Below are 26,756 nucleotides of genomic sequence, written 5' to 3'. Positions count from 1 at the left end.
CTTCCCGAAGCGAGCACGAAAAAGCCAAGGCGCGGTCCCCACCCGCGCCTTTTGAATTTCCTGAACAGAGTGCGACGAAGGACATTCAAAAGCGGCAAAGAGATTGGGATAGCTGCGCTTTGGAAGCGAAGCCCCCATTTCCCCGGATCGAAATCAATGCTAACCCTGACCTGTTCCAAAACGGGAAAACAGCGTGTTTCGAGTTCCATTTCTTGTCGCAATCTCGCTTATCATCGCCTTTGGCGGCGGCATTCTTTCCACGCTTGCGGCCCTGGAAGCGACAGATGGATTTGGCTCGATCAGGATCGGCGTTTGGGATGCATTTCCCGAGGCGCAGACGATCGAGGCTGATCCCTATGCCAAATCGCACAGGGCGGATTCCGGCAAGCTGCTCTATGGCACCGCCGAAGGTTTGAGCTTCACCGCCTCGGTGGATGCGGGCGGGCAGCGCCTGTCGGGCGCATGTCGCTACCAGCTTTCCGGAACGGTGCCTCCCTCTCGCTTCTGGACGCTCTACGCAGCCGACCAGCAGGGAAATCTGCTGGATGACGGCACCGGTCGCCCGGTCGCGCTCAACTCCCGCACTCTCTTGCATGGGGCGAAGGGTGGCATGAATATCAGCGTGGCTTCAAGCGCGCAGACCTACAACTGGCTGGCCGTGCCGCCGCGAGGCGATTTCAAGCTGGTGCTGACGCTGCTGGATACGCCCGTTGCGGGCAGCACGGGTCTCATCGACATCAAGATGCCGGACATCCAGAAGACAGGGTGCGGCGATGCTTAAGGTCCTGTTTGCCGTTTTCGTCGGCCTGGTGGGAGCGGCGGTGCTTCACCTCGTCATTCTGCTGTCGACACCGCATTTTTCCAACCGGGATGCCTATACGCGCGCCGTGGCGGAAGGCGCTGCGCACAAGTTTCACCTTCTGGACGACAAGCGGGAAAAAACCGAACTCGGCAGCGGCGATCCCTTCATGCGCGTCGCGGTCTGCACATTCGACATCACGGAAAAGCCGGTGCGACTGGCGGGCTTCGGGGCTGTCCCCTTCTGGTCCGTCGCCATTTTCGACAGCGCCTCAAACGAGGTCTTCAGCATGAACGACCGGACGTCGGCTGGTGGGGAGCTGGATATTCTGGTGGCAAACCAGGTTCAACTGGCGGCGATCCGCAAGGCCAAGCCCGAGGGTCTCTCGCAATCGATCCTCGTCGAAGCGAGCCAGGACAAGGGTTATGCCGTGTTGCGAACGATGGTACCGCAGCCAAGCTTTATCGAAGAAGCAGAACGTTTCCTTGGAGAAGCCAAGTGTGAGCAGACGCCCTGGTCGTGACCTGACAGGCGCTTAGTACGCAGCAGATAACGTCAGGAAACGATTGCCGTATCGGTCTGGACGGACACCGGCTTGCGCTTTCGGGGCTTCTTCTTTGCGCCGAGCTGAATGTCGATCACGGGCCGCTCATAGCGGACGCCGGTAAAAAACAGCAATTGTGCCGGCCCACTGACGACCTTGTGGCTGGTGTGCCTATCACCTTGGCTATTGTAGCGGCGCCATGCCGCGTAAAATGAGATTATGTCTGCCATGGTCTTCTCCTCTCAGGCATGACGCTTGATTGTTGAATAGACGCGGACGCATCAGCGACACGCGGGAATGCCATCACCACAACATTGTGCATCTCCAGTCCACAGACTGGCATGGGGGACGTAACATGGCGGCTGCGCTAGACTCTTTGAAATCTGGTACGCAAGATGTCGCACCCTGAATCTAGCATCGAATCCGAAGCCTGCCTACGGATTAGAACCATGCGAAGGTTAATCATATATTAATGCTAATATATTGAAGCCAAAATATAATCCGTTAAAATTGAAATGTTTATGGAAATATTACTGAAAGGATAAATTTTCAGCACTGTGGATACAACTTTCAGAAGAATTTTAAGTGGTTGTATTTGGTAACAAAATTTGAAAACTCGAAGAAATCAGGGGTAAAATTTCTACTTAATCATGTTTGACGGGTGACATTTATCTCATGTTTAAAGGCATTTAGCCGCCATGATAGCGGTTAGGGACTCGCCAATCCGTGCTATGCATGGGCGGCGGGTTCCCGCTAGCGGCGTGGTTGTGCTAATTCGCCAGATCTCAAAAATCGTCAAAAAAATTATTTTATTAAAAATTCACTGTGCGTAAGTGAAAAAAATCGCTTTGCGCCATTGCTGGTTAACAGGGCGTCAACACGTTTGCTCTAACTTGAACGGATCGTTTTGTTTTGCGTCACATTGGGTATTGCGTTGACCGACCGGTTTCGAGAATTAGAAAGGCCGAGCGCCGAGAGGAAGAAAGATGTGGTGTTAATGGCCACTGTGTCTAGTTTCGAAGGGCTCTCGCATCCGTCCAAGTCCGAGCTCCGCCAGTTTGCGGAACTCTTCATGCCTTTGTTCGCCGCATCCACGCCGGAAGCGAAGCGCGAAGCCGTTGCGGCCCTGTCGCAAAATCCCAACGTCCCTTCTGCGGTCGCGTTTTTCATCGCCTGCCAGCCCATCGGCCTATCGGCTCCTTTTCTCATTTCCTCCAAGGCGCTGGATGACGAAACCCTGATCGCCGTGGCACGGACGCAGGGTGGGGCACATGCCAGAACCATTGTGCGCCGGGATGATCTTTCGCCCACCGTCATCGATACTCTTGTCGGTCTGCGCCATTCACGCCAGGCACCGGCAAGGCCTGCTGTAGAGGACAGCGAGGCGGCGTCCCCCTCGCAGCCGGTACAAAAGACGATTGCCGAGCGCGAAGAAGAATTGCGCCAGCAGCTTCGCACCATGGCGCAGCATCTCAACCGCCCGCACAGCGATACCCTGGGAGCGCTGCGCCTGACAGAGGTGCAGGAAGCGCTTCTGGTGCGTTTTGCCCGTGAGCGTAATGCCCGGCAGTTTGCCAAGGCACTTTCAGACTGCCTCTCGGCCAGCCATCTGCTTTCCGAACGGGTGATGCTGGATATTTCCGGCCAGCAGCTTGCCACCACACTGATAGGCCTGGGTATGGATTTCGCCGATGCGGCTTTTGTGCTGGGATGCTTCTATCCGCATCTGAAGGCTCGCAATGGCGACATGACGGGCGCGGAAATCATGCTGGAAAAGCTCGATCCTGCTCAGTGCGAAAATCGCATCGAAAGCTGGCGCCGTGCGGACCTCTATACGGTCAACCCGGACGATACCGAACGGCAAGGCCGCGAGCAAAGAATCCCCGCCGAAAAGCTGGTTGTCCGTCGCTGATCCCCCGCGGGACATTGAAAGACGGACGCAGAATAGCTGTCTCAAGGCGCCGCCCCTCACTGCCATACGCTTGAGACGCCTGCCTTTACCTGGCGGCGTGGGGTGACATCTGTCACTCAGTCCAACCCGCCAGACAGGCTTACGTTACGGCAAGTAGTTGCATAAAAAAGTAAGAATAAATTTAGACAAATCGTAGAATTGTCGTACCGCACACTCTGGTTGCAAAACGGAGTGAGTAGACCAGGCGGAGGAGCGCCATCCTGGAGGATTGCAATCTGTTGAACGCCTGCGCCCTATGATGGATGGCTACGCGCGATGATGATTCATGTCTTGATGACCGCCCAGGCGGTACGAATATTGCCGTGAGGGCACAATGTCATTTTTGAAAAATGCTACGATTAAAGCGAAGGTTGTTACTGTCATCGCCTCAATGAGCGTGGCATCGATAGCCGGGCTGGGATATGTCAGCTGGCAGTACAAGCACACCGACAATGATTACAGCTATTTCATCGATCACAACGCCTATTCGGCTGTGCTGAATGCCCGCACCAGCGGCAACATCAACGGCTTGGCGATGCAGACCCTGCGCATGTCGATGGTTGATCCCGCAAGCGAGGCTTTTGCGGATGCGGTCAAGGTGAGCAAAAACAATTTCAAGCAGATGGACGAGCGTCAGTCGCAGATCGCAAAGCTCGTTCCCGAGGGCGCAGAGGACACCCAGGTCATCCTCAAGGGTGCTTCCGAACTTGAGACTATGATCAACACGGTCATTTCCCAGGCGCAGGCCGGTCAGCGTGAGCAGGCCCAGCAATCGGCACTGGCCGTGCTGGCCAAGGTCGGCGAAGTCTCGCCCAAAATCACCGCGGTTACGGAAAAGCTCATCAAGACCATCAATGATAGAAGCAGTGAGCTGAGCGGTAACACGGATAGCACCATCATGTCCGGCCTCATCGGCATCCTGCTGATGTCTGCGCTTCTCGTGGCGCTTGGTCTCTACATTTCAACCCATGGCATCACGGCACCGATCGCCCGCCTTCGCGCGCGTATGGCCTCCCTGGCGGCGGGTGACACCGGCGCCGCCATCGACGGCATCGAGCGCAAGGATGAAGTCGGCCAGATGGCTGCCGCCGTTCAGGTCTTCCGCGAAAACGCCATCGAGCGCAGCCGGCTGGAGCGTGAGACCGAGGCCAATCGCTCATTGACGGAGCAGGAGCGGATCGAGCGCGAGGAACAGAAGGCCAAGGAATCGGCTGCCGTGCAATTTGCGGTCGACAGTCTCGCCTCCGCCCTTTCCAAGCTTGCCGAAGGCGACACGACCTACCGTCTGCGCCAGCCCTTCGCCCAGACGCTTGATGGCATCCGCAATGACTTCAACACCACGGCAGAACAGCTTCAATCGACGCTGACCCGCGTGGCGCAGAATGCACGTGGCATTGATTCCGGTGCCAATGAAATTCGCGCTGCGGCCGACGACCTGGCAAAGCGCACCGAGCAGCAGGCCGCATCCGTGGAAGAGACAGCGGCGGCGCTGGAACAGATCACCACCACCGTCAAGGATGCCACACGCCGCGCGCAGGAAGCCGGTCATCTGGTCAGCCGTGCGAAATTGGGTGCCGAACAGTCTGGCGAGGTCGTTCGCAAGGCGGTTACCGCCATGAACGAGATCGAAAAGTCCTCTGGCGAGATCTCCAACATCATCGGCGTGATCGACGAAATCGCCTTCCAGACCAACCTTCTGGCGCTGAATGCTGGCGTTGAAGCCGCCCGCGCGGGTGAAGCCGGCAAGGGCTTTGCGGTCGTTGCCCAGGAAGTGCGTGAACTGGCTCAACGCTCCGCCAATGCGGCCAAGGATATCAAGAGCTTGATCACAACCTCCAACACGCAGGTTGAACAGGGTGTGCAGCTTGTCGGTGAGACGGGTACGGCGCTCGAAACCATCGTGACGGAAGTGCAGGAAATCAACCGCCACGTGGCCGCCATCGCTGAATCCGCGCAGGAACAGTCCTCCGCACTCCAGCAGATCAATACTGCCGTCAACCAGATGGACCAGGATACGCAGAAGAATGCGGCCATGGTGGAAGAAAGCACGGCGGCAAGCCACGGACTGGCCAGCGAAGTGCAATCGCTCAACCAGCTTCTGGCGCAGTTCAAACTGTCCGATAGCGGCTATGCTGCCGCGTCGAATACACCTCGGGCCGTCTCGCACAATGAGCGCCCATCGGCCTCCCCTGCCCGGGCACTTGGCCGCAAAATCTCGGCTGCCTTCTCCGGCAATGCCGCGCTTGATGTCTCCAAAACGAACTGGGAAGAGTTTTGATGGATAATAGACCTATCCTTCGCGCAGACGACGCGCTCGAAATCATCGCTTTCATGTTGAACGAACAGCAATTTGCTGTTCGCACCACCTCCATCCGCGAAATTCGCGGATGGGCTCCGGTCACGCCACTGCCGCATACGCCGCCAGAAGTGGTTGGCGTCATGAACCTGCGCGGCACGGTTATCCCGATTGTCGACCTGTCCTCCAAGCTTGGAATGCCGCCGGTTGAAGCCACGGAGCGCAGCGCCATCGTGGTAACGAGCGTCAAGGGCAAGACGATCGGCATGATGGTGGATCGCGTGTCAGATATTCTGACCGTGTCCGCAGCGGATCTGCAGCCGGTTCCGGCCACAGCAGGTCTTGCAACGACCGGCTATGCCGAAGGCATTTTTGCCCGTGACAAGACCATGATCTGCTTCCTCAACCTCGATGCCATCTTCGCCAATTCGGACCCCGATAACTGGGATTCGCAAAGCGCGGCCTGATCGCTCGATGACCGAATGAAGGTTGGGCTGTGGTTTCCCGGCCCCCTTCCCTGCTTTTCAGCGTCCGGCCTTGCGCCCGACATCCGGCGGATATCCGCACCCCCTGATGCCTATTGCGAAACGACGGTGAACAAACCGTCCACGCTGTCCGTCTCCACCTCGACCACCCATAAATCGCTATCGAAACGGCGCTCCCGTTCCAGCAATGCCGCGACATCCTGCGCCTGCGCCAGCATCAGGCGCTGCTCGAACCGCCGGTCCTGCGCATCATCACCATCATCGGAAAAGCTTTGCGGTGCGGGGCCGTAGAGATTTTCCAGCCCGTTGCGAAGGCGCTGGCGGATGAAGACGGCACCAGCGGCATCCGCGCCCCTGACCTCAATGGCGGCAAAATCACCGGCGGAAAAAACACGGCGGACAAGAGCGGAGACGAAGATTTCGGATTTAACGCGCATGCTTACGCATTATCACAGCGCGCCGATGGATTTCAGCTTTTTCAGCACCGCTTCGTTTGGCTCGCCGGTTTCCGGCAAACGATAGTGCTTTTCGAAATTGCGGATGGCGGTGCGTGTCTGCTCGCCTGCCATCCCGTCTACCTTGACGTCGGCATAGGCAATGTTGACGAGACCCTGCTGGATCTTCGCCACCAGGTCCTTCGTGGCCGGCTTGGAATTGCCCCCAGATGTCAGCGAGACGGACTGCGCCTTCGGCGTCTGAGCTTCGGCATTGCGGATGGCCGCCGCGACAGGATCCACGGCCACGCCGCCCGAATTGGGTTCTGCCGGGCGATCCTTCGGCAAGGCCTTTGGAATGGCCGCGACGGTGGTGGCACTGTCGATCTTCATGGCCGCAAGCACGCGGCTTGTCGGTTCGCCCGTCTGCTCCATGCCGACCGTTTCTTCGAAAAACAGAATGGCGGCTGTGGTCAAGGGTCCCGGCACGCCATCGGCCGGACCTTCATACAGGCCGCGACGGGCAAGCTCCCGCTGGATTTCGGCCACGAGTTCGGTTGGCTGGTGCGTTGCGGGAAGCTGGCTGTTGGCAGCGGCAGGTTGGGCAGGCGCGGCCACAGCAGGCGTCTGGGCTTGCGCTGGCGCATTGTCCGTCGGGCGTTCAATGCGGAAGGTGGTGACATTGCCATGCTCGCCAAGGCCCGTTGCCAGACGGTAGCCGGGAATGCCGTTTGGATTTTCCTCATCCCGCGTGCGAAGAAATGGCGAGGGATGGTGCCCGGGCTGGTACCAGAGCGCATTGGCTGCCACAAAACCGAACACGACGAAAAAGGCGGCACAGCCGCCGACAAGTTTCGGATGACGCAAGACCTGCTGTCCGACGGCGCGGGCCGCCACGGAAACGAAACCCGGCTCCTTTCGGGCGGGTGCTTTCCTAGGCGATTTTCGCTTTGGCGCGGCCATCCGCAACATCCTCCTTCATCTTCATGTCCGAACCGCCAAGCTGCTGCTTGAGGCGCGGGGGAAATTCCGCCGTGACCATGGCGTTGTCCTGGTCTGCACCATGCGTACGACCGGAGCCATCGGCTGGCAGCAGAATGGTGACCACGGTCCCCTCTCCTGCGCGGCTGGATATTGCAAAGCTTCCGCCATGCAGTTCCACCAGCCCCTTGACGAGGGCAAGCCCGAGACCCGTTCCTTCGTAGCGGCGGGTATATTCGTTCTGAACCTGCATGAAAGGCTGGCCCAGAAACGCGATCTTGTCTGCGGCAATACCGATGCCGGTATCGCTGACGGAGAGCTTCAGCATACCGCCTTCGAGCGCCGCATCCATCGATACTACACCACCGGATTCTGTAAACTTGATGGCATTGCCGGCAAGATTGATCAGAACCTGCTGAATGGCGCGCTGGTCTGCGACCACTTCACCCATATCGCGCTGGATACGGCTTGTGAGCGTGAGGCCCTTCTGCTTTGCCTGAAGGCCCAGCATTCCCTCGCAGGTGGCGATGGCATCGCCAATGCGGAAAGGCTCCATCTGCAGCTCATAGCGGCCCGCTTCCAGCTTGCTCATATCCAGCATGGTGTTGACGACGGAGAGAAGATGCGCGCCAGACTGACGGATGAGCGAGACATATTCCCGCTGCCGGTCATTTTCCAGCTTGCCGAAATATTCACCGGCGAGGATATCCGAAAAGCCGAGCACGGCATTGAGCGGCGTGCGCAGCTCATGGCTGACGGCAGCCAGAAAACGCGATTTCGCATCATTGGCCGATTCGGCTTCTTCTGCCTTGCGGGCGATCTCGCTTCGCAGCAGTTCCTTTTCGGTAATATCGCGCAACTGGCCCACGACACCAACGAGCCTTCCGGTCTGGTCGCGTGTTGGCGTCATGTCCATTCTGGCATGAATGAACTGGGTGTGGCGCGCGCCAATGGCGTTTTCGAAGCGAAGGTCTGCAAGGGCGCAATCGCCGCCCTGACGCAAATCGTCAAATGCCTGCATCAGCGCGATGCGATCCGAGACATGCACGAGTTCGGCGAAGAGATGGCCGGTGCAGTCCTGGAAATGCTTGGGAAACTGCTTGAGATCGCGACCCGACACGCCTTTGACGACGCCGTGCTCATCAAATGTCAGGAGCAGGCCCGGAACCTGGCTGGCTGGCACCACATCCCGCGTGGCCTGCTCGATAACGGCATCCTCGGATTTGCGTGGTCTGCCAAGGGCAAGCAGGACGGCAACGACAGAAAGAAAGACAGCAACGACGGTTGCGACACCCAGCGGCAGGGCGACGGAGGCTGAAAAGGCAAAGCAGAAAACCGCAGGGACAACGAACAGCGCAGTCAGGCCAAAAGCCACGACGCGGCGCAACGAGTGAACCGTAGCGGTTCTGACGCTGGCGTCTTCCTCCATGCGTGACAGCCACATGCCGATGGCATGATCAATCGCCGCAATCGTTTTTTCCGTAATCTGACGCAAGACTTGAACACCGCATTCCAGTGGGCGTGAGCGCCCTTAACCATGGCCGACAATAGGGCTGTGCGGCTTAAGGAAAGGCTAAAAGCTGCCCGCGCAACCCCGGGTAAAACACCGTGGAATCCCATTTCGGGGCATTTGAGCCAGACTTCGTCTTTCATGGTTAATAGCGGGTAAGCGAAGGAATTTGTTATATTTTTCGTTTTGCGTTAATCTTTGTGGCAGGTGTGGGCGGCGCTATCGCCTGCAATTGCGGGGTGCCGCCGCAATTATGCTTAACATGGACCGTTAAACTTCGAGTGAAATGCCGATCTTCGTCCTGCGACGGAACAAATAGATACAATTTGAATTAAATTTCGCCGGTTTTTGCAAAGAGCTATTGGTCTGTCGATTCTAGGATGTTTTCAAGCCCGGAGAACAGGGCAACACGGACGACCCGAAAAGGGCGACGATTGAACGGGGTAGTTTCGAATGTGGTTTCTGATCAAGTCATCGATCTTCTTTTCGCTGGTGCTGGTAGCGCTCTCCTATTTCGGCGGCTCCGACAACAGCAATTCCCCGACATCACAGATGAACGTTGCAGGCGCCGTTTCGGCTGCCAGCGAAGCCTACCGTTATGTCAGCGCCATCTGCGTTGAAAAGCCGGATGTTTGCGTCAAGGGCGCAGAGACATTTCATGCACTGGGCGAAAGGGCGCGTGAGGGTGCCAAGGTCGCCTATCAGCTGATCGATGCCCAGCTGGCTGGCACCAACCCCGACGAAAAGCTTGCCATTGCTGCCGAACCTGTCGAAAGCAGCGTGAGTGCACCGGCGCTGGAAAGCGTCGTGGCGCAGGACAGTGACGATTTGAGGACCGGTACCGTTATCAAGTCGCAGCCCTACGTTCCGATGCCACAGCGCCGCCCTGCACCCTGATCGACCTCCCCGCTTCCCCATCTCAAGGATTTGCATCCCCCCTTGCGGCTCGATCATGGGCCGCCTCACTGCCCACCTCGTTGGCCAAGTGCCATGCCCTGCACGATTTGCGTCGTTGCAGGGCTTTTTTTCGTTACTCCAACGGTTCAATTCGCACCACGCTTGGCCTATATGCAGCGCAGGCGTCCTTTGCATGGCAATGCTGGGCACGACATGACGATGATGGACGCAGCTTTGACAATGGATACCGGACCGATGACTTCTCTCGACAAGATCATGGACGACTTCGCCTTTCTCGATGATTGGGAGGATCGCTATCGCTATGTGATCGAGCTGGGCAAGGCGCTGCCTGACCTCGCCGAGGAAAAGAAGACCGCCGACAACAAGGTGCAGGGCTGCGCAAGCCAGGTCTGGGTCGTGAGCCACAGCGATGGCGCCGCCGATCCCGTGTTGACGTTCGAGGGCGATTCGGACGCGCATATCGTACGCGGCCTCGTCGCCATCGTGCTGGCCGTCTATTCCGGCAAGCACGCCTCCGAAATTGCCAAGCTCGACGCCATCGAGATCTTCGGCAAGATCGGCCTTGTGGAGCACCTGTCGGCCCAGAGAGCCAACGGGCTGCGCTCCATGGTCAACCGCATTCGTGCCGAAGCGCAGGTGCTGGCCGCCTGAGGCCTCGACCGTTCATGGCAGCGGCCGATAGTCCTGCGCGCCCCAATGGTGGCTCTGCCGTCTATGGGCGTTTGCCGGTGGCGGTGGCGAATAATGCCGGGCGAGCGCAAGAAGCGCGGTTCTGAGCATGAGCTTGGCAGAACGCACCGGCCATTGCCTTTCGCGCTCCACAAGCTCCAGACCTTTCTCGAAGCAGCACACGTCAATTGCGACGCCCGAGAGTTCAGGCCCCATGGCCTCGGCTGCTTTTGAGAAACGCAGGCGCGCCGCCATGGCGCTGTCGCTCAAGTCCTGTGCGGCGTTGTTGTGGCCCTTGACGCGGCTTGCGACCCTGGGCTCCCAGGAAGCCGTGACCCGCGGACTGAGCTGACCGCGATGAAAATCACGCGCCAGTCTTTCGCCCGCATCCACCGCTTCGGCAGGAAAGAAGCTTTCTCCACCGCGATCCTTCAGCCGTCCCAGCGCCAGCAAGGGAGAAGAGAGGTCGTTGCGGCGCACGGTCTGCCGCACACCTTTGCTCTCGACCGCCGCGACGTCACAGCGGCGATGCTGCTCCTGAAAGATTTCGTCGCGCTCCTTCACCATGGCGCGGCGCAGAAAGGCTGCGGCTGTTTCCTGTGCGGTGAGCCTGCCATTATCAACGCGCAGCAAGCCAGCCGATAGCCCTTCTTCCAGAACGGGGCGTTCGATCCGCCTAGCCTCTGTGCTCTCATCGATGACGACTTCGACATAGATGCCGCTATCCCTGACGATTGCGGAACGACGTCCAAGAAGCCGCAGCAGCCTGATGAGCCCGTTGTGGATGGTCTGGTTCGGTGTTTTCTGATCCTTAAGCATCGCCACCTCCCCGCAACGTTTCAAGAAGTGGCTTTACCTGTTCTTCCACGCTATCGACGAAAGCATCATATCCTTCGTCGTCTCTCAGATCCTCAACGCGCTGGCAGGCAATGCTGACGCTGGAGCGATCGCGACCGAAGCAGAGGGCAAGATCGGCAATGGGAAGAGACAGCGTCACATGGCAGACGTAAAGAGCGATCTGGCGGATGTGCAGCATGGCGTGACGGCTGTTGCGACGAAGCGCATCGCGACCAGCAATCTCCGCGAAGGCTTGATAGGTGATTTCACGCACGCGCTGGCACACAACCCGGTGCTCAGCAGGCACAAATGGCGAAAAAGAGCCGTCTTGCATTCTATATGGGGGATGGGGGGAAGCGCTCTCGCAGGGATCTGAACTGAGGGACATATCGTAACTCCTGGTGAAATAGGAATTAATTCATACACCAAGCATTTAACTGCCGCAATCCACCAAATGAAATCGCGAAATCACAAGGTGGCGAGCCAAATGACCTACGAATTAAGGATTATTTTCTTATTCTGGCGCAATACGCCATAAAAAAAAGCCGGTCACAGGGACCGGCTTTCTTGATGCAGCAATATGACAGATCAACGGCCGGACTTGCGGCGCTGGCCCAGGCCCATTTCCTTGGCGAGGCGCGAACGCGCTTCTGCATAGGCCGGTGCGACCATTGGATAGTCCACTGGAAGATCCCACTTCTCGCGATATTCTTCCGGCGTGATGCTGTGATGCGTTGTCAAGTGACGCTTCAGCGACTTGAACGAACCGCCACATTCCAGGCAGATGATCTGATCATCCTGAACCGACTTGCGCACGGAGACCGCTGGCTTCTGCTTCTCGACACTAACGGCAGCTACCGTTGGGGTGGAGGTGCCGCTGAGCGCCGTGTGCACATCGGAAATAAGGCCGGGAAGCTCCGTAACCGGAACGACGTGGTGGCTAACATAGGCAGCAACGATATCCGCAGTCAGCTCGACCAGCAGATCTTGAGCGCCGCCGTATGTAGTTTCCGTCATTTATATGTCTCCTGTTCATGTCTTCACAAGCAACGGACAGACCGCCTGCACGTGAAACGAAGTTAACCCAGCCCACTGATTTGCGTCTGCTGTGAAAACTTATTCCCCATTACATCTATAAAGATGCGGAGAAAAATTCTTGCAACAACTGCGTGAAACGCCAGATATATCCCGATATTCTCGCGAGAACTTAGATTAGCCATTATTCAAATGCCCAACCGGAATATCTATAACGTAAGACGCAAATCAACATCATCTACTTTACCTGACGTGGATAGCACCAAACCAAAAAAAGTCCAATTATTATTTCGGAATAATTGAGACGAAAAACGGCCTATTCTATCTATAAAAAATCACAGGTAACAAAATAAGGATGTATGTCTGATCGCTGATCAAGTCGATGCGTGAGAAATAACGTCAGTTCAACTTCCGGTCTGCTTCCATATCATCCAAAGTGGTTACATCAGCCAGGCGATATCCCACTTTGTGGGCAGCTTTCGCAAGCAAATGTGCAGATACTGGGGCGGTCAACACAACAAAAAAGATACCCGCCAGAGAACGCGCCAAAATAGAAACGTCGAGCGCGTTTATACCCACGGCAAGAAGAAGAAGTCCTGAACCGACAGTTCCTGCCTTGGAGGCAGCGTGCATCCGAGTATAGAGGTCTGGAAACCGGTTAATACCAATGGCGGCAGTCAGTGAGAAAAACGCGCCTGCCGTAAGGAGAAAAACCACGGGAATGGCAGTAAACCAGGTCATGACCGAGGTTTCCTTCTTGCTTTGCTTGGCGCCTTGGCGCGTCTGGCAGCGGCCTTGGGGGAGACGATATCCGTGCCATCCAGAACCTCCCTGCCCCGGTGCTCGGGACCCGGCGTTCGCGACAGAACGAAACGCGCAAACGCAACTGTGGCGAGAAAGCCCACGAGACAAAGCGAGATGGCAATGTCGACATACAGCTTGTAACCCGTACGGATGGCGATGACGGCCAAAAAGCCGATGGCGATCCCCACAAGCATATCCAGCGCCACAACCCTGTCTGGCAAGGTCGGACCGACGACGACGCGAAAAACGGTCAGCAGGAAGGCGACGGAAAGAATGGCCGAGGCAAAAATTGTGGCGAAGGAGACAAGGGTTTCGGGTGTCATTTGCGGAACGCCTCCATGATTCGCCGTTCGAATCCATCGGCAATCGAACGCTTCGTCGCTTCGACATCGCTGCAATCGAGCGCGTGGACGTAAAGTTTCGAACGATCTTCGGACACATCGACGGACAAGGTACCGGGCGTCAGCGTGATGAGATTGGCAAGCAGGGTGATTTCAAAATCGGTGTCGAGCTTCAGCGGATAGGCAAAAATGCCGGGCTTCAGTTCCATTTTAGGCGTGAGCACCAGTCTGGCCACCGTCCATGCCGACAGGGCAAGCTCCTTGAGGAACAACACGGCGAGGAAGAGGATTGCCGGAGCGCGCCGCCAATAGGTGCTGCTCTCGCTCCACTGGTGACGCACCATCGAAAGCGACAGGGCAGCGACCACGATGCCGAAGATGAGGTTTGGGATCGTAAAACTGCCGGATATGGCCAGCCAGACGATGGTGAACAGCAAGCCCGGAAGAAACAGCTTCATCGGATGGCTCCTTGCGGAAAGACCGAGCGGATATAGGCGGCGGGGTCGGCAAGGCCGTCTGCGGCGCGCTGGCTGAGCGTGATGATGCTTTCCGGAAACAGGCCGAAGAGAACGACCAGCAGCGTCAGTCCAACGACAGGCATCAGGCCCGGCGGATTGGCGACGGCTGGAACCTGCTTCATGCCGGCGGGAGACGGACGCCAGAAACACAGAAGGAATGCGCGGGCGAGCGCAATCATGCAAAGGAAGCCGGACACCAGAATTGCCGCCGCCAGCCACCATGCGCCGATATCGATGGCGGATTTGGTCAGCATTGCCTTTGGCCAGAAGCCGGAGAAAGGCGGCAGACCGGAGGCCGCAAAGAACAGGGCCAGCGTCATGGCGGAAAACCATGGCGCCTTACCATAGAGGCCGCTGAGGTCCGACAGCGTCCATGCTCCGCCGATGCGGGCTGCGTGACCAATGACGAGGTAGAGCGCTGTCATGACCACGACGGAATTGAGAGCGTAAAACACCGCTCCGCCCACGGCCGAGGGTGAGCCGATCGCCACACCGGCCATCATGGTGCCGATACCGGAGATGACGACATAGCCCAGCATTCGCCGCAGGTCGTTCTGTGCAAGCGCACCCAGCGCGCCTGAAAGCATGGTCAGAACAGCCACGGCCGCGATGACGAGGCTCAGTTCTTCCCGCTGAACCGGAAAGAGCATGATCATCACCCGCAGCAACGCATAGACGCCAACCTTGGTCAAAAGGCCGCCGAACAGCGCGGAAACGACAATCTTCGGCGTGTGATAGGACGCCGGAAGCCAGAAGTTGACCGGAAAGGCCGCCGCCTTCATGGCAAATGCCAGTGCAAACAGCGACGCCAGCGTCATCAGGGGCGCCTGCTGATCCGCCTGCGTGACCTTGATTGCGATATCGGCCATGTTGAGCGTGCCGAAGATGGCGTAGAGATAACCGACGGCAATGAGGAACAGCGTGGTACCGATGAGGTTCAGCACCGCATATTTCAATGCGCCGTCGATCTGTTCCCGGGTCGAGCCCAGCACGATGAGGCCGAAGGAAGAGACCAGCAGCACTTCGAACCAGACATAGAGGTTGAAGATGTCGCCGGTCAGAAACGCGCCGGTGACGCCGGCCATCAGCAGCATCAGAAAGGGATAGAAGCCGTAGCGTCTGCCGGTTTCATCGATTTCGGCGCGGGCGTGTACCGCGCAGGCAAGCGCTGCGAGCGCACCGGCCAGCGCAAGCACCGTTCCGGTAAGATCCGCCGTGAATGCGATGCCGAAGGGCGGAAGCCAGCGCCCCATGACCATGGTGAAAGGTCCATCTGTCGCCACCTTCCACAGAAGGGCCGCATCGATCACCACCAGCGCCAGCAACCCGGCAATGGCGATGGCTGCGTGAAGCCGGGTGGAGTGACGCACCATCATCAGCACAGCACCAAGGCCGATGCAGAGCGCGACGGGCAGAATGATCAGCCAGTCGGCAAGCGGTGTCGTCTGCGCAACGAGGGCTGCGGAAAGATCGATGGCTGGAGAACCGGAAGCGGCCATGGGTATTTAATCCGTTCTCAATATCCGAGCGGCGGAAGCGGCTCACGAACCGGCTCCGCTGCGCGCATTTCATGGGTGTCATCCGTTTTCAATTCCTGGAAAGCCCGCCAGACCAGCACCAGCAGAAAACAGAAGAAGCAGAAGGAAATGACGATGGCTGTCAGGATGAGCGCCTGAGGCAGCGGGTTGGCCGTGGTTGCGGCCAGCACATCCTCCCCTGCTCCGATGATGGGCGGCACTTCGCGCGTCAGCCTCCCTGCGGTCAGCAGCAGCAGATTGACGGCATTGCCCATGATTGCGATGCCCAGCAACAGGCGCACGCTATGGCGCGACAGCATGAGATAGATGCCCGCTGCGAAAAACAGTCCGACAAGGATCGAAAAAACCGGTTCCATCAGTCACGATCCCTTTCTTCCAGTGCAAGCGCAATGGAGGTGAAGCCGCCGACGACAACCAGATAGACCCCGATATCGAAGGAAATGACGGTGGCGAGCGGCACTTCGACGCCCAGCAGGCTTGGATAAATCCAGAGCCCGGTCATGAAGGGCACGCCCATGAAAGCAGAGACCATGCCGGAAAGCGTTGCCACAAGCAGACCGAAAGCGGAAATGGACAGGGGATGAAAGATGATGGCCCTGCGAACGGCCTCAACGCCATAGGCGATGCCGTAAATTGCAAAGGCCGAAACCGCGATCAGCCCGCCGATGAACCCGCCGCCGGGCTCATTATGGCCGCGCAACAGCACGAAAATGGAAAACAGAACCATGAGGCTGGTAATGACCGGGGCGACGGTGCGCAGGATAACCGTGTTCATGCCTTGCCCTCCCCTTTTTGCTCACCCTTCAAGGGTTTGCCACCTGTGCGGATGCGGATGAGCGCGAGGATGGCAAGCCCGGTGACCATGACCACGGCAATCTCACCCAGCGTGTCCGTTCCGCGAAAATCGACGATGATGACGTTGACGACATTGTTGCCATGCGCGATGACCTTCGAATAGGCACCGAAAAAGTCGCTGAGGCTGTTGTTGAAGGTTTGCTCGGTGGCTTTCAGCAAGAGAAGCGCAAAGCCCGTGCCACAGGCAAGCGCGATTGTTCCATCCAGCAGCTTCTGCCCGCGGTGACGATGATCGGTAGGCGACAGCCGCAGTCGCGTCATGACCAGCGTCAGGATGACGACCGACAGGGTTTCGACCATGAACTGCGTGAACGACAGATCCGGCGCGCCAAACAGCAGGAAAAGCACGGCGACAGCAAAACCCTGAATGCCAAGCGCAATGATAGCGCTCAGGCGGCTCGATGCCGTGAGCACGGCGCCAAGACCGATGACGGCGATGACGACGAAGGCGGCTTCATGCAGCTGAATGCCACCCGGCCAGGCGGGCATGGCCGGGAACTCGTCATAGGCATACATCGGCACCAGCAGCACAAGCGCGATAATGGCAAAGGTGGCGGTGACGTAAAATTCCAGCTTGCCCGGCTGCAAGAGCCGCGTGATGGAGAAGGACAGCCTGACGAGGCCGCGCATGACGGCATCGAATGCTTTATCCGGGCCCGGCCCGGCGGCCAGCAGCGCCCGTGTCACATGGTGGCGGGCGGTGGCAAGCTTGGTATAGACCATCACCCCCAGCGCGACTGTGAACAGCGACAGTGCCAGTGGCACGCCGATATGCGGAATGAGAGAAATATCCATCGGACGATTTTCGCCTGCGATGGCCGAGGCCGTGGGAACCGAGACGACCGCGTGAAAGGCGCCGGAAAACAGCGCAGCGATGAGGCCGCCGAACGCCAATGTGGCAGGGCCGAGCCACATGAGAACGGGCGCTTCATGGGCATGTTTCGGCGTTTTCGAGGGCTTGCCGACAAAGGGTTTTAGCGCAACCGCAAAGGCGACCGCCAGCATCAGCGCATTTCCAACCACGGCAACAACGGTAAAGAGAATGGAGCGAGGATCGGGATGCGCCAGCGCATAATAGATTTCTTCCTTCGCCAGAAAGCCCAGGAAGGGTGGCAGGCCCGCCATGGAAAGGGCGGCGGCCAATGCCGCGATGAAAGTGTTGGGCATGGCCTTGCGCAGACCGCCAAGCTTCGTAACATCCCGCGTGCCCGCCTCATGGTCTATGATCCCTGCGACCATGAACAGTGCGCCCTTGAACAGCGAGTGGGCCACAAGATAAAGCACTGCCGCTTCAATGGCATGTTCCGAGCCAAAGCCGACCAGCATGACCAGCAGGCCGAGCGATGACACGGTGGTATAGGCCAGCATCAGCTTGAGATCCGTCTGCCGGATGGCAAGGAATGCGCCCGTCAGCATGGTCAGCCCGCCGAAGAAGGGCAGAAGGATTTCCCAGGCAGCCGTTTCGCCCATGACCGGGTTCAGCCGCATGAGCAGATAGACGCCTGCCTTGACCATGGTGGCAGAGTGAAGATAGGCCGAAACCGGGGTCGGTGCCTCCATGGCATTGGGCAACCAGAAATGAAACGGAAACTGCGCCGACTTGGTAAATGCACCGCCAAGGACCAGCAGCAGTGTGGCGAAGTAGAACGGGCTCTGGCGCAATATATCATCGCCGTGGACCAGCATGGAAAGCTGCGTCGTGCCGCTGATGTTCCAGATGAAGATGAGGCCCGCCAGAAGCGCCAGACCGCCGCCCCCTGTTACCACAAGCGCCTGCAAAGCGGCCCGGCGGGATGCCTCGCGGCGGTGATCGAAGCCGATGAGCAGGAAAGACGTGATCGAGGTCAGTTCCCAATAGACAAAGAGCATCAGGAGGCTGTCCGACACGACAACACCGAGCATTGCGCCCATGAAGAGCAGGAGAAACGCCATGAAGCGTCCCTGCTGCGGATGTCCGTTCATATAAGCGCCGGCATAAAGCACGATGAGCGTGCCGATGCCGGTAATGAGCAGGGAAAAGGTCAGCGACAGGCCATCGAGGAACCATGAAAAGCTTAAATTAAAGCTGGGAACCCAGGCATAGCCGCCCGTGACGACTTCGCCTGCGGCAATTTCCGGCACGAAGCCGAGGAAATGGACGAAAGCCAGTGCGGGGGCCAGCGCCAGAAGCCATGCGCCATTCCGTCCCAGTTTTGCGACTGCCAGCGGGGCGCACAATGCTGTCATAAACGGCAAAAACAGCACAACGAATGTCAGCGACGTGACATTGGCAATCATCTTTTCTCCCAGCCCTGCCGTCGGTTACGGCTTTATCTCGTTGCCTTTCAATTAGGCCAAGGCGACATATACCTCAACCGTTTTCGAATATGCGGCCAGTAACAAGGTCTTTATCCCCAACAACAGGCTCTTCGAAGACCTTTCCTCTTTTAACCGGGCGGCGACGATCCTATCTTAGGGACAAACGAAAGGATCTCCCGATGAGCGATCTCAAATCTCCCAAAATCACCAAGTCCGATGCGCAGTGGCGCGAAGAGCTGACGCCAGAGCAGTTTCACATTCTGCGGGAACATGGCACGGAACGTCCCTTTACCGGGCCCTATTGGAATAGCACGGAGAAAGGGCTTTATCGTTGCGCCGCCTGCGATGAGCCGCTGTTTATTTCCGACACGAAATTCGATGCCGGTTGCGGTTGGCCAAGCTATTTCGAACCGGTCAAGGCCGACGCCGTGACAGAGCATCGCGATACCGCCTTTGGAATGGTGCGCACGGAAATCCGCTGCGCCAATTGCGGCGGCCATCTGGGTCACGTCTTCCCGGACGGCCCACCGCCCACGGGCCTGCGCTACTGCATCAACGGCCATTCCATGGTGTTCGAGCCGCAGGACTGAGTTGAAGCCAAACGAAAGCCGCCCTGCCTGAAAAGCGAGGCGGCTTTTTTGCTGTCCGCTTTTTAAAGCCGAAGGAGCCGAGGATTACGCGGCGGCAGCACTTCCCGCAAAAGCGAAGCCTTCATCCTCCCAGCCGGTCATTCCGCCGAGCATGATCTTGACCGGACGCCCAAGGCGCGCAAGCGCAAGTGCTGCGCGATCTGCGCCGTTACAATGGGGGCCTGCGCAATAGACCACGAACAGGGTTTCCATTGGCCACGGCGACAGCCGCTCTGGCGTCATATCGCCATGGCGCAGATGGATGGCACCGGGAATGTGCCTGCGGGCAAAGACCTCTGCCGAGCCGACAACATGGAGAAGGACGAAATCCTGATCGCCCTGCTCCATGGCAAAGGACACGTCCCAGCAATCCGTTTCCATGGAAAGCAGGCGGGAAAAGTGGTCGATGACAGCCTGCGGCGGTGCGGCCTGTATATCTGATACGGTGCTCATGAATGCCTCTCCGAGTGTTGGAACTGACGCACACTACCGCGCTCAAGAAACTGCTGGCAGATGGCATGAATGCCATATATCGTAAAGATCATGCCAAACGATCACACCACCCACTCAACCAACCGCCTTGTCGTTGCCCTTGCCTATGATGGGCTGTGCACCTTCGAATTCGGTGTGGCCGTCGAGGTCTTCGGACTGGCCAGACCGGAAATGGGCGAGGACTGGTATCGCTTTGCCGTGGCGGGCATCGATGAAGGCGAAATGCGCGCCACCGGCGGTGTGCGGTTCGTGGCCAATGGCGGGCTTGAACTGATCGAGCAGGCCGGAACCATTATCGTGCCGGGCTGGCGCGGCATGGATGAACCGGTCCCGGCGGCACTCTGTGCGGCCCTTCGTCGTGCCCATGACCAAGGCGCAAGGCTCTTATCCATCTGTTCCGGTGTTTTCGTTCTGGCCGCAGCCGGGCTTCTGGATGGCAGACAGGCCACGACCCATTGGCGCTATACCGATGCCCTGACGGCGCGGTTCCCAGCCATCGAGGTTCTGCCTGACGTTCTCTATGTCGATGGCGGCAGTCTGCTGACATCTGCGGGAAGCGCTGCGGGCATCGATCTGTGCCTGCACCTCATTCGTCGCGATTTTGGCACGAAGGCCGCAAACATGGTTGCCCGGCGGCTGGTCGTGCCACCGCACAGGGATGGCGGCCAGGCCCAGTTCATCGACAAGGCCGTTCCCGAAAACCACGAAAAAGCAAGGCTTGGCCCCGTGCTGGACGCCATGCGAGCGGAGTTGACACGGCCCTACACGGTTGAAACCCTGTCGAGGATGGCCGGCATGAGCAGCCGCACATTCCTGCGGCGTTTCGAGGCCGCAACGGGCACGACACCCGCCAAATGGCTGCTGCTGCAAAGACTGTCGAAGGCAAAAGACCTGCTGGAAACATCACGGCTCGGCATGGACGCGATTGCGCAAAACACCGGCCTTGGAACAGCAGCCAACCTGCGCCACCATTTCCGCCAGCATTTTTCGACAACGCCCGCCGCCTATCGCGAGGGATTCGGGACGCAGGCGGTGGCCTACGTTTAGCGCCAAAACCCGGTGAGGCATCGAGTTTGCCATTCAATAAAGCAGTCGCCGTCGTATGTTCGCGGCGGGGTTGTACACCACTGGATTTCGACCCCGCGACCTGCTAGTTGCGGTCAGAATTTCAGAATGGATCACGCCGTGCTAGCTGGACGAATCTCGATTATCGCTCCGACATTTAACGAGGCGGGAAATGTCATCCCATTCATCGAGCGCACGCGCGTAGCGCTTCGCGATGCCGATTGGGAGATCATTTTCGTCGACGACAATTCGGCTGACGGAACTGCGCAGAAGATTTTTGACTATGGGACTGATGATCCGCGCATCCGGATCATTACCCGCTTACAGGATCGTGGCCTGGCAAAATCGAGCATTCAAGGCATGCTATCGGCAAAGGGTGACTTGCTGTGCGTGATGGATGTCGATGGCCAGCACGACCCGGAGGTCGTGAAGGAAATGGTCGACTGCCTGCAGACGGGCAAGTTTGATATTGTCAGCGCTGCGCGCAAGTTGGGCAGTGAGCGTCAAGTAGATGCGCTTTCGCCGTTGCGAAACACCCTTTCCGAGGTCGGAAATTGGATGAGCAGCTTCGTGCTCGGCCGCCAATTGGCCGATCCCTTGACGGGCTTTTTCATCATTCGCCGCGATACATTCCTGAAGGTTGCCCCGCGCCTTGGCGATCCCGGCTTCAAGCTGCTACTGGACATCCTCTACTCGTACAAGGAGTTGCGGCACGCTGAGGTGCCTTTCGATTTCGGTGCCCGGCTCAACGGCGAATCGAAGCTCGATAGCTACGTCATATGGAAATTCGTGACGTTCCTGCTGAGCAAGATGACCCGCGGAATACTGCCAGCCAGTTTGATTTCCTTCCTGTTCGTCGGCGGGTCCGGCCTCTTTGTACATCTGGCCATACTCTACACTGCGCTTGCATTCTCAATGCCGTTCATCGCGGCACAGACCGTAGCGACGCTAGTTGCCGCCACCAGCAATTTCCTGCTCAACAACCTGCTGACATTTCAGGATCGGCGACTGCGCGGCTGGAACAAGTTCTGGGGCTATGTGAAGTTCCTGCTCGTGTCATCCGTTGGTATCGTCGCCAATGTATCGGCGGCGACCATCGCATATGAACGCCTTTTCCACGTGGTGTTACTCGCAACGCTGGCGGGCATCGCGATTGATACAGTCTGGAAATTCGTGATTGCGAGCAGGTTCATATGGAAGTGAGGCGTGCGAGGCCAGATTGGCCCGTTTCTGGCGATACATCCCGTAAGGTTGCGAAGCCTTTATGGATCATTCTCGCAATTCTGGTCTGCCTGCTGGTCATGCGCGAGCTGGTGCACCAGTCGTTTTTCTTCGATGGTGCAATCTACGCAAGCATAGCGCGCAACCTTTCTGAAGGATATGGCTCTCCTTGGGAACTGCAATTCTCCAAGACCCTGTTCCCGGTTTTCTCCGAACATCCGCCATTGATGATGTGGCTGCAATCAATCGGCTTCCGACTTTTCGGAGATACGATACTCGTCGAGAAGTGCTTCTCACTTGCCACTCTGATTGCCAGCGGCTTCATCCTGCTGAAAATCTGGCAAAGCTTGCACGCCAACGATCCCGAGCTCCGTCTCGCTGGCCCTCTGGCTTTGACGATGGCGCTGGCTGCAGGTCGCATGAGTTGGGCTTTCACCAACGGGATGCTTGAAAACCTTCTGATCGTATTCACGTCCCTGGCCATTTACTGCATCGTCAAGTCCTACGACCAATCTGGTGATCGCAATTCTGCGTCACGTTTGATCATCATGATGTTGGCAGGGTTCTTCGTGGCACTGGCACTGATGACGAAAGGTCCGGTCGGCCTCTTTCCAGTTGCCACACCGGCGATCTATTGGATCGTGTTCCGTCGACCCACCCTGATACGGGTGTTGCTCGATACGATAATAATAACGGCAACTGTTGCAGCTTTCTTCGCTCTACTCTTGCAGCTAGACGGCGCACGGGATGCGATCCAGCGCTATTTATCGATCCAGCTGCTGCCTAGCCTCAGTGGGGAACGTGGAACTCGCGGTGGTCAATGGAACGCCGTGCGCGCATTTCTGCGCGTCAACGCTTATCCTGCCGTCATTGCCCTAATTATTTTTCTATGCGACAGGCGGTGGGGATCTCAGACTGTGAGAGATAAGACCTACAAGCCTGCGCGACTGCGCAACGCGGTCTTTTTGGCGCTCGTCGGATTCTCGGCATCGCTGCCACTGCTTGTCAGCCCGCGTGTCGCCAGCTTTTACTTTAACCCCTCGCTTGCCTACTTCGCATCGGCATTCGCGGTTGTCTCAGTGCCGGCTGTCATGCGAGCACTGCGCGCGCTTGATGTAGTGTCCCGGCGGCGGCTTCTGTCTTCGCTCTATACTTTGCTTGTGCTCAGCATCTTGCTTGTCGCTGTGAATATCGGCCGCCCCGGCGTCGATGCAGACACCATCGCCAACGCATCGAAAATCGCCTCCCGCGTTTGCGCTTCCGATGGTGCATGCGAAAACGTCGTCACGACCTGCGGCGCTGGCTTTGAAGATTGGGCGCTCCACGGATATCTGGAGCGCCACCACAAGATCAGTCTTGACGATAGCAAGTCTGGAATGGGCCCCTACCTGCTGGTCGATGACACCTGCAAAGTTGATACCTCAGGGTACAGAGACACCGGCATCAGCTTATCGAAGTACCGCCTCCTGCAACGGGGAATGTCATAACGAGCCCTCCATCGAGCACGACAAGCCATTCGACCATGGGACTGAACATCCAGCAATCTAAAGCTTGAGTTCCATGCAGGTCAGGTCGAGCCACCGGCCGAACTTCGTTCCGACCTCGGAAAAGCGACCGGCAATGCGGAAGCCCATGGCCTCATGCAGACGGATGGAGGCCAGGTTTTCGGATTCGATGGCGCCGATGAGGACGTGCACGTCATTGCTTCTGGCGTGATCGATCAGGGCCTGCATCAGCTGCTTGCCGAGACCGAGGCCACGTGCATCCTTGTGGACATAGATGGAATGTTCGCGTGTGTGCCGATAACCATCAAACGCGCGCCAGTCGCCGTAGGATGCGTAGCCCGTGACCTGACCGTCCATAGCGGCGACGATGACCGGAAAACCCCGGTCCTTGCGGGCCTTGAACCATTCCTTGCGATTATCGAGATCAACGACGATCTCGTTCCAGATCGCCGTGGTGTTCAGCACCGCGTCGTTATAGATGTCCATAATGCCGGGAAGGTCTTCGACGGTGGCGTCGCGTAGTTGAATGGTCATGCTGATATCCGCTGCAAATCAAATCGCGGCCACCATAGAGCAAGTCGCGAAGCTGTGCAGCGGTTTTACGCGGTGACGTCTATGCGGTGACGTCTACGCGGTGACGGGGGCCATGCTGAAGCTTGTCATCACAGCCGTGTAATGCACGGCAGCAGCAACCACGACAAAGCCGTGCCAGATGGCATTCTGGAAGCGAAGACGCTCCCACACATGGAAGATGACGCCCATGGAATAGATGATGCCGCCGATGACGATGAGCCACAGGCTGAGCGGCGGCAGATGATAGGACAGGCGATCCGCCACCATGACACCGCTCCAGCCCATGCCGAGATAAAGCAGGATGGTCAGGCGGTCGAACCGGCCGGGAAAGAAGCATTTCAACAGGATACCGGAGATTGCTGCAATCCAGATTCCGGCCAGCGTGACCGCAATCAGGGGCTCCTCGATGCCGCGCTGGAGAATGGGCGTGTAGGTCGCGGCGATGAGAATGAAGATGGCCGAATGATCCAGCCTGCGCAGGAACCACTTCACATTGGAGTGCGGCCAGATGTTGTAGGTGAACGAAATCGACAGGCACAGGACGAGCCCAAGCGCGTAGATCCAGACTGCCGCAATCGCGCTCAGGCTTCCCCACAGCGTGACATAGAAGATCAGCGCGGTCGCACCGATCAGCGCAAAAACAATGCCCACGCCATGCACAATGCCATCCGCCACGATTTCTGGAAGATCATACCGGCGGCCAAAGCGCCAAACTTCGCTCATAATCTGTTCTCGCACATCAATAATGCGATCATGCCGTTAATATCAGACAGGAACAAGACAACAGTTGCGAAAGACGATCACTTTGCATTCACGCCTGTCGCAAAAGTCTATCTCGGCACTGGCATTTGTCAGGTCTAGCGATCGATCAGCACCGGGCATCGGGCATGGCGCACCACGCGGTCGGCAGTTGCGCCGATGAAATAGTTGCTCAGATCCGGCTTGTGCGATGCGATGATGATGAGATCGGTCTTCAAATCTTCCGCAGCCGCCAGTATCTCGCGCGCCGGCGAGCCGCTGCGGACATCCACATCGCTTATGCGGGAAGACTTTAATTTGAGGGAATTCAATTTCTTGCGGGCGTCCTCGACAGCGTTTTCGAGGATGTTCATCGGCAGGTCTATTGTCAGATAGATCGGCAGGTCTTCCACCACGTTGAGGAGGACGATATGGCCCGTCGCATCCAGCAACTCCTCTGCTTTCTTCAGGATTGCCTCTGCCCTCTCCGGCGAACTCAGATCGATTGGAACGAGGATTTTGTTGTACATCGCCATTCTCCCTTCAAACTCGAAAACACCCTTTGCGCTTCCGAGATTATCCTCTTTCTGACATTCCTCGTCAGCAAGAGAGTTGATCAGCGTCAAGTGTCACCCCTTTTTTATTGTCAACAAATAGCGCACGCTGCATCGCCAAACAGCTATCTTTGCTGAACGATCGCGAGCGCGCATAGTGCTGGCCAATATCGCCTGACTGGCCAATCTTTTTTGGAGTGCAGCAATGAGTGAAGATAAACTGTTTGCGCTGACGCGCCCCGCCTATGTCGGCCAGGCACGACTGGTGGTGCGAGACCTGCCCCGCGTTTCGGAGTTCTACCAGAACATCATCGGTCTTTCCGTCATCGAGACATCGCCGAGCGGTCAAATACTGGGCGTTGGCGGCCAGCCGCTTTTGACGCTGACAACATCCGGCAATGCCATGACCGCGCCAAGACAGGCCGCGGGCCTGTTTCACACCGCATTCCTGATGCCGAGCCGTGCTGATCTGGCGCTCTGGCTTGCCCATGCCGTGCATCACAATGTCGAGCTGCAAGGTGCCTCGGACCATCTGGTCAGCGAGGCCATCTATCTTGCCGATCCCGAAGGCAACGGCATCGAGGTGTACCGCGACCGCTCACCGGACGAGTGGAGCTACCAGCCAGACGGAACCGTCAGCATGTCCACGCTGCGGTTGAACCTGCAGGAGCTTTACGATAGCGCGCCCAAGGCAACCTTTGCCAAGGCCGCAGAGGGAACCGCCATCGGGCACATCCACCTGCAGGTTGGCAATCTTCCGCAAGCCGATGCTTTCTATCAGGACGTTCTGGGCCTGAAGGTCATGGCGCGATATCCGGGCGCAAGCTTTTTCGGTTCCGGCGCCTATCACCACCACGTCGCCGCCAACATATGGAACAGCAAGGGGGCACAAGCCCGCAGCGAGAACATGACAGGGCTTGCCGGTTACACGTTAAAATTCAACGAAAAATCCGCACTGGATAGCGCAGTCTCCGCCCTCGACAGGCTGGAAATAGCAACCGAGCGGCAAAGTGACGGCATTGCGGTAAAAGACCCATGGGGCATTGGCCTAAAGCTTTCCGCATAGGCCCACAAAGGCAGTCAGGCGAGCGCTGAAAAATGGTGCTCGCCTAAATCTTTTTCAGGCGGGAACACCCGGTCACATCGCGCGTTATACGCCCTGATGG

30 protein-coding genes are annotated in these 26,756 nt (G+C 57.8%); 12 read left to right on the top strand and 18 right to left on the bottom strand.

The genetic code is table 11. The features are described 5' to 3' along the window. Positions 1–193 precede the first annotated feature (193 nt). Together ASF69_RS08400 and ASF69_RS08395 are read left to right on the top strand one after the other, a co-directional pair. Positions 194–781: a DUF1214 domain-containing protein gene (locus ASF69_RS08400; RefSeq protein WP_062586840.1), complete on the top strand. Its 588-nt coding sequence runs from the start codon at positions 194–196 to the stop codon at positions 779–781. After that, positions 774–1,322 (top strand): hypothetical protein, encoded by a 549-nt coding sequence (locus ASF69_RS08395; protein WP_062586839.1) that lies wholly within the window; start codon positions 774–776, stop codon positions 1,320–1,322. Before ASF69_RS08400 ends, ASF69_RS08395 begins: the two co-directional genes overlap by 8 nt. Before the next feature lie 32 nt (positions 1,323–1,354). On the opposite strand, the gene ASF69_RS08390 is transcribed toward ASF69_RS08395, so the two are convergent. Then, the gene (locus ASF69_RS08390) at positions 1,355–1,573 is read right to left on the bottom strand and encodes a hypothetical protein (RefSeq protein WP_062586838.1); all 219 of its coding nucleotides are present in this window, start codon (positions 1,571–1,573) and stop codon (positions 1,355–1,357) included. Between the two features lie 704 nt (positions 1,574–2,277). Here ASF69_RS08390 and ASF69_RS08385 point away from each other — a divergent pair. The 3 genes from ASF69_RS08385 to ASF69_RS08375 all read left to right on the top strand — a co-directional run bounded on the left by ASF69_RS08385 (position 2,278) and on the right by ASF69_RS08375 (position 6,057). After that, positions 2,278–3,255, top strand: a complete 978-nt coding sequence (locus ASF69_RS08385) for a hypothetical protein (protein WP_244475423.1) — start codon at positions 2,278–2,280, stop codon at positions 3,253–3,255. A 373-nt stretch (positions 3,256–3,628) separates the two neighbouring features. Continuing rightward, positions 3,629–5,572: a HAMP domain-containing methyl-accepting chemotaxis protein gene (locus ASF69_RS08380; protein ID WP_062586836.1), complete on the top strand. Its 1,944-nt coding sequence runs from the start codon at positions 3,629–3,631 to the stop codon at positions 5,570–5,572. Beyond that, positions 5,572–6,057, top strand: coding sequence for a chemotaxis protein CheW (locus ASF69_RS08375; protein ID WP_062586835.1), 486 nt, complete (start codon positions 5,572–5,574; stop codon positions 6,055–6,057). Before ASF69_RS08380 ends, ASF69_RS08375 begins: the two co-directional genes overlap by 1 nt. Before the next feature lie 110 nt (positions 6,058–6,167). On the opposite strand, the gene ASF69_RS08370 is transcribed toward ASF69_RS08375, so the two are convergent. Genes ASF69_RS08370 through ASF69_RS08360 form a run of 3 tightly spaced genes read right to left on the bottom strand, consistent with a single transcriptional unit; the run spans position 6,168 to position 8,976 of the window. Beyond that, the gene (locus ASF69_RS08370) at positions 6,168–6,512 is read right to left on the bottom strand and encodes a DUF1491 family protein (protein ID WP_062586834.1); all 345 of its coding nucleotides are present in this window, start codon (positions 6,510–6,512) and stop codon (positions 6,168–6,170) included. Positions 6,513–6,524: 12 nt separating this feature from the next. Next, positions 6,525–7,472, bottom strand: coding sequence for a peptidoglycan-binding domain-containing protein (locus ASF69_RS08365; RefSeq protein ID WP_062586833.1), 948 nt, complete (start codon positions 7,470–7,472; stop codon positions 6,525–6,527). After that, positions 7,444–8,976, bottom strand: a complete 1,533-nt coding sequence (locus ASF69_RS08360) for a PAS domain-containing sensor histidine kinase (RefSeq protein WP_062587232.1) — start codon at positions 8,974–8,976, stop codon at positions 7,444–7,446. The genes ASF69_RS08365 and ASF69_RS08360 overlap by 29 nt, the downstream gene beginning before the upstream one ends. 477 nt (positions 8,977–9,453) lie before the next feature. Between ASF69_RS08360 and ASF69_RS08355 the strand changes: the two genes are divergently transcribed. Both ASF69_RS08355 and ASF69_RS08350 read left to right on the top strand, forming a co-directional pair. Continuing rightward, on the top strand, positions 9,454–9,897 hold the full coding sequence (locus tag ASF69_RS08355; RefSeq protein ID WP_062586832.1) for a DUF5330 domain-containing protein: 444 nt from the start codon (positions 9,454–9,456) through the stop codon (positions 9,895–9,897). 255 nt (positions 9,898–10,152) lie between these two features. After that, the gene (locus ASF69_RS08350; RefSeq protein ID WP_062587231.1) at positions 10,153–10,569 is read left to right on the top strand and encodes a SufE family protein; all 417 of its coding nucleotides are present in this window, start codon (positions 10,153–10,155) and stop codon (positions 10,567–10,569) included. Between the two features lie 12 nt (positions 10,570–10,581). Here ASF69_RS08350 and ASF69_RS08345 read toward each other — a convergent pair whose 3' ends face one another. The 10 genes from ASF69_RS08345 to ASF69_RS08300 form a co-directional block, all read right to left on the bottom strand. Then, positions 10,582–11,406 (bottom strand): DUF6456 domain-containing protein, encoded by an 825-nt coding sequence (locus ASF69_RS08345; RefSeq protein ID WP_062586831.1) that lies wholly within the window; start codon positions 11,404–11,406, stop codon positions 10,582–10,584. Beyond that, entirely contained in the window at positions 11,399–11,812 is a 414-nt protein-coding gene (locus tag ASF69_RS22725) for a hypothetical protein (RefSeq protein WP_082469659.1), read from the bottom strand. Before ASF69_RS22725 ends, ASF69_RS08345 begins: the two co-directional genes overlap by 8 nt. A gap of 200 nt (positions 11,813–12,012) precedes the next feature. Next, positions 12,013–12,441: a MucR family transcriptional regulator gene (locus tag ASF69_RS08335; RefSeq protein ID WP_062586830.1), complete on the bottom strand. Its 429-nt coding sequence runs from the start codon at positions 12,439–12,441 to the stop codon at positions 12,013–12,015. A gap of 417 nt (positions 12,442–12,858) precedes the next feature. Continuing rightward, on the bottom strand, positions 12,859–13,200 hold the full coding sequence (mnhG, locus tag ASF69_RS08330; protein WP_062586829.1) for a monovalent cation/H(+) antiporter subunit G: 342 nt from the start codon (positions 13,198–13,200) through the stop codon (positions 12,859–12,861). Beyond that, positions 13,197–13,586, bottom strand: coding sequence for a cation:proton antiporter (locus tag ASF69_RS08325; RefSeq protein WP_062586828.1), 390 nt, complete (start codon positions 13,584–13,586; stop codon positions 13,197–13,199). The genes mnhG and ASF69_RS08325 overlap by 4 nt, the downstream gene beginning before the upstream one ends. Beyond that, positions 13,583–14,062: a Na+/H+ antiporter subunit E gene (locus ASF69_RS08320; protein ID WP_062586827.1), complete on the bottom strand. Its 480-nt coding sequence runs from the start codon at positions 14,060–14,062 to the stop codon at positions 13,583–13,585. The genes ASF69_RS08325 and ASF69_RS08320 overlap by 4 nt, the downstream gene beginning before the upstream one ends. Then, on the bottom strand, positions 14,059–15,621 hold the full coding sequence (locus ASF69_RS08315) for a Na+/H+ antiporter subunit D (RefSeq protein WP_062586826.1): 1,563 nt from the start codon (positions 15,619–15,621) through the stop codon (positions 14,059–14,061). The genes ASF69_RS08320 and ASF69_RS08315 overlap by 4 nt, the downstream gene beginning before the upstream one ends. 17 nt (positions 15,622–15,638) lie before the next feature. Beyond that, positions 15,639–16,016 (bottom strand): Na+/H+ antiporter subunit C, encoded by a 378-nt coding sequence (locus tag ASF69_RS08310; RefSeq protein ID WP_062586825.1) that lies wholly within the window; start codon positions 16,014–16,016, stop codon positions 15,639–15,641. Next, on the bottom strand, positions 16,016–16,435 hold the full coding sequence (locus ASF69_RS08305) for a Na+/H+ antiporter subunit B (protein ID WP_062586824.1): 420 nt from the start codon (positions 16,433–16,435) through the stop codon (positions 16,016–16,018). The genes ASF69_RS08310 and ASF69_RS08305 overlap by 1 nt, the downstream gene beginning before the upstream one ends. Then, positions 16,432–18,792, bottom strand: coding sequence for a putative monovalent cation/H+ antiporter subunit A (locus tag ASF69_RS08300; RefSeq protein ID WP_062586823.1), 2,361 nt, complete (start codon positions 18,790–18,792; stop codon positions 16,432–16,434). The genes ASF69_RS08305 and ASF69_RS08300 overlap by 4 nt, the downstream gene beginning before the upstream one ends. A gap of 200 nt (positions 18,793–18,992) precedes the next feature. Here ASF69_RS08300 and msrB point away from each other — a divergent pair, with 200 nt between their 5' ends. Then, positions 18,993–19,403 (top strand): peptide-methionine (R)-S-oxide reductase MsrB, encoded by a 411-nt coding sequence (msrB, locus tag ASF69_RS08295; protein WP_062586822.1) that lies wholly within the window; start codon positions 18,993–18,995, stop codon positions 19,401–19,403. An 84-nt stretch (positions 19,404–19,487) separates the two neighbouring features. Here the strand turns inward: msrB and ASF69_RS08290 are convergent, their stop codons facing one another. Next, complete coding sequence (locus ASF69_RS08290) at positions 19,488–19,895, bottom strand: rhodanese-like domain-containing protein (protein WP_062586821.1); 408 nt, start codon at positions 19,893–19,895, stop codon at positions 19,488–19,490. 69 nt (positions 19,896–19,964) lie between these two features. On the opposite strand from ASF69_RS08290, the gene ftrA reads away from it, so the two are divergent. From ftrA to ASF69_RS08275, 3 genes are all read left to right on the top strand, one after another. Next, positions 19,965–20,981 (top strand): transcriptional regulator FtrA, encoded by a 1,017-nt coding sequence (ftrA, locus tag ASF69_RS08285; protein ID WP_200939049.1) that lies wholly within the window; start codon positions 19,965–19,967, stop codon positions 20,979–20,981. A 126-nt stretch (positions 20,982–21,107) separates the two neighbouring features. Then, entirely contained in the window at positions 21,108–22,202 is a 1,095-nt protein-coding gene (locus ASF69_RS08280; RefSeq protein ID WP_062586820.1) for a glycosyltransferase, read from the top strand. Beyond that, positions 22,193–23,707, top strand: a complete 1,515-nt coding sequence (locus tag ASF69_RS08275) for a glycosyltransferase family 39 protein (protein ID WP_062586819.1) — start codon at positions 22,193–22,195, stop codon at positions 23,705–23,707. Before ASF69_RS08280 ends, ASF69_RS08275 begins: the two co-directional genes overlap by 10 nt. 57 nt (positions 23,708–23,764) lie before the next feature. On the opposite strand, the gene ASF69_RS08270 is transcribed toward ASF69_RS08275, so the two are convergent. The 3 genes from ASF69_RS08270 to ASF69_RS08260 all read right to left on the bottom strand — a co-directional run bounded on the left by ASF69_RS08270 (position 23,765) and on the right by ASF69_RS08260 (position 25,566). Further along, a complete protein-coding gene (locus tag ASF69_RS08270) occupies positions 23,765–24,259 on the bottom strand; it encodes a GNAT family N-acetyltransferase (RefSeq protein WP_062586818.1) in 495 nt (164 codons plus the stop codon). A 93-nt stretch (positions 24,260–24,352) separates the two neighbouring features. Continuing rightward, entirely contained in the window at positions 24,353–25,021 is a 669-nt protein-coding gene (locus ASF69_RS08265; protein WP_062586817.1) for a hemolysin III family protein, read from the bottom strand. Between the two features lie 134 nt (positions 25,022–25,155). Continuing rightward, positions 25,156–25,566: a universal stress protein gene (locus ASF69_RS08260; protein WP_062586816.1), complete on the bottom strand. Its 411-nt coding sequence runs from the start codon at positions 25,564–25,566 to the stop codon at positions 25,156–25,158. Between the two features lie 229 nt (positions 25,567–25,795). Here ASF69_RS08260 and ASF69_RS08255 point away from each other — a divergent pair, with 229 nt between their 5' ends. Next, entirely contained in the window at positions 25,796–26,656 is an 861-nt protein-coding gene (locus tag ASF69_RS08255; RefSeq protein WP_062586815.1) for a VOC family protein, read from the top strand. Positions 26,657–26,756: the final 100 nt, after the last annotated feature.

The sequence above is a fragment of the Rhizobium sp. Leaf311 genome, from assembly GCF_001423445.1.
GTDB lineage: Bacteria > Pseudomonadota > Alphaproteobacteria > Rhizobiales > Rhizobiaceae > Agrobacterium.
Note: the sequence above shows the minus strand (reverse complement) of the source record. Positions and strands in the feature narration are given on the sequence as shown.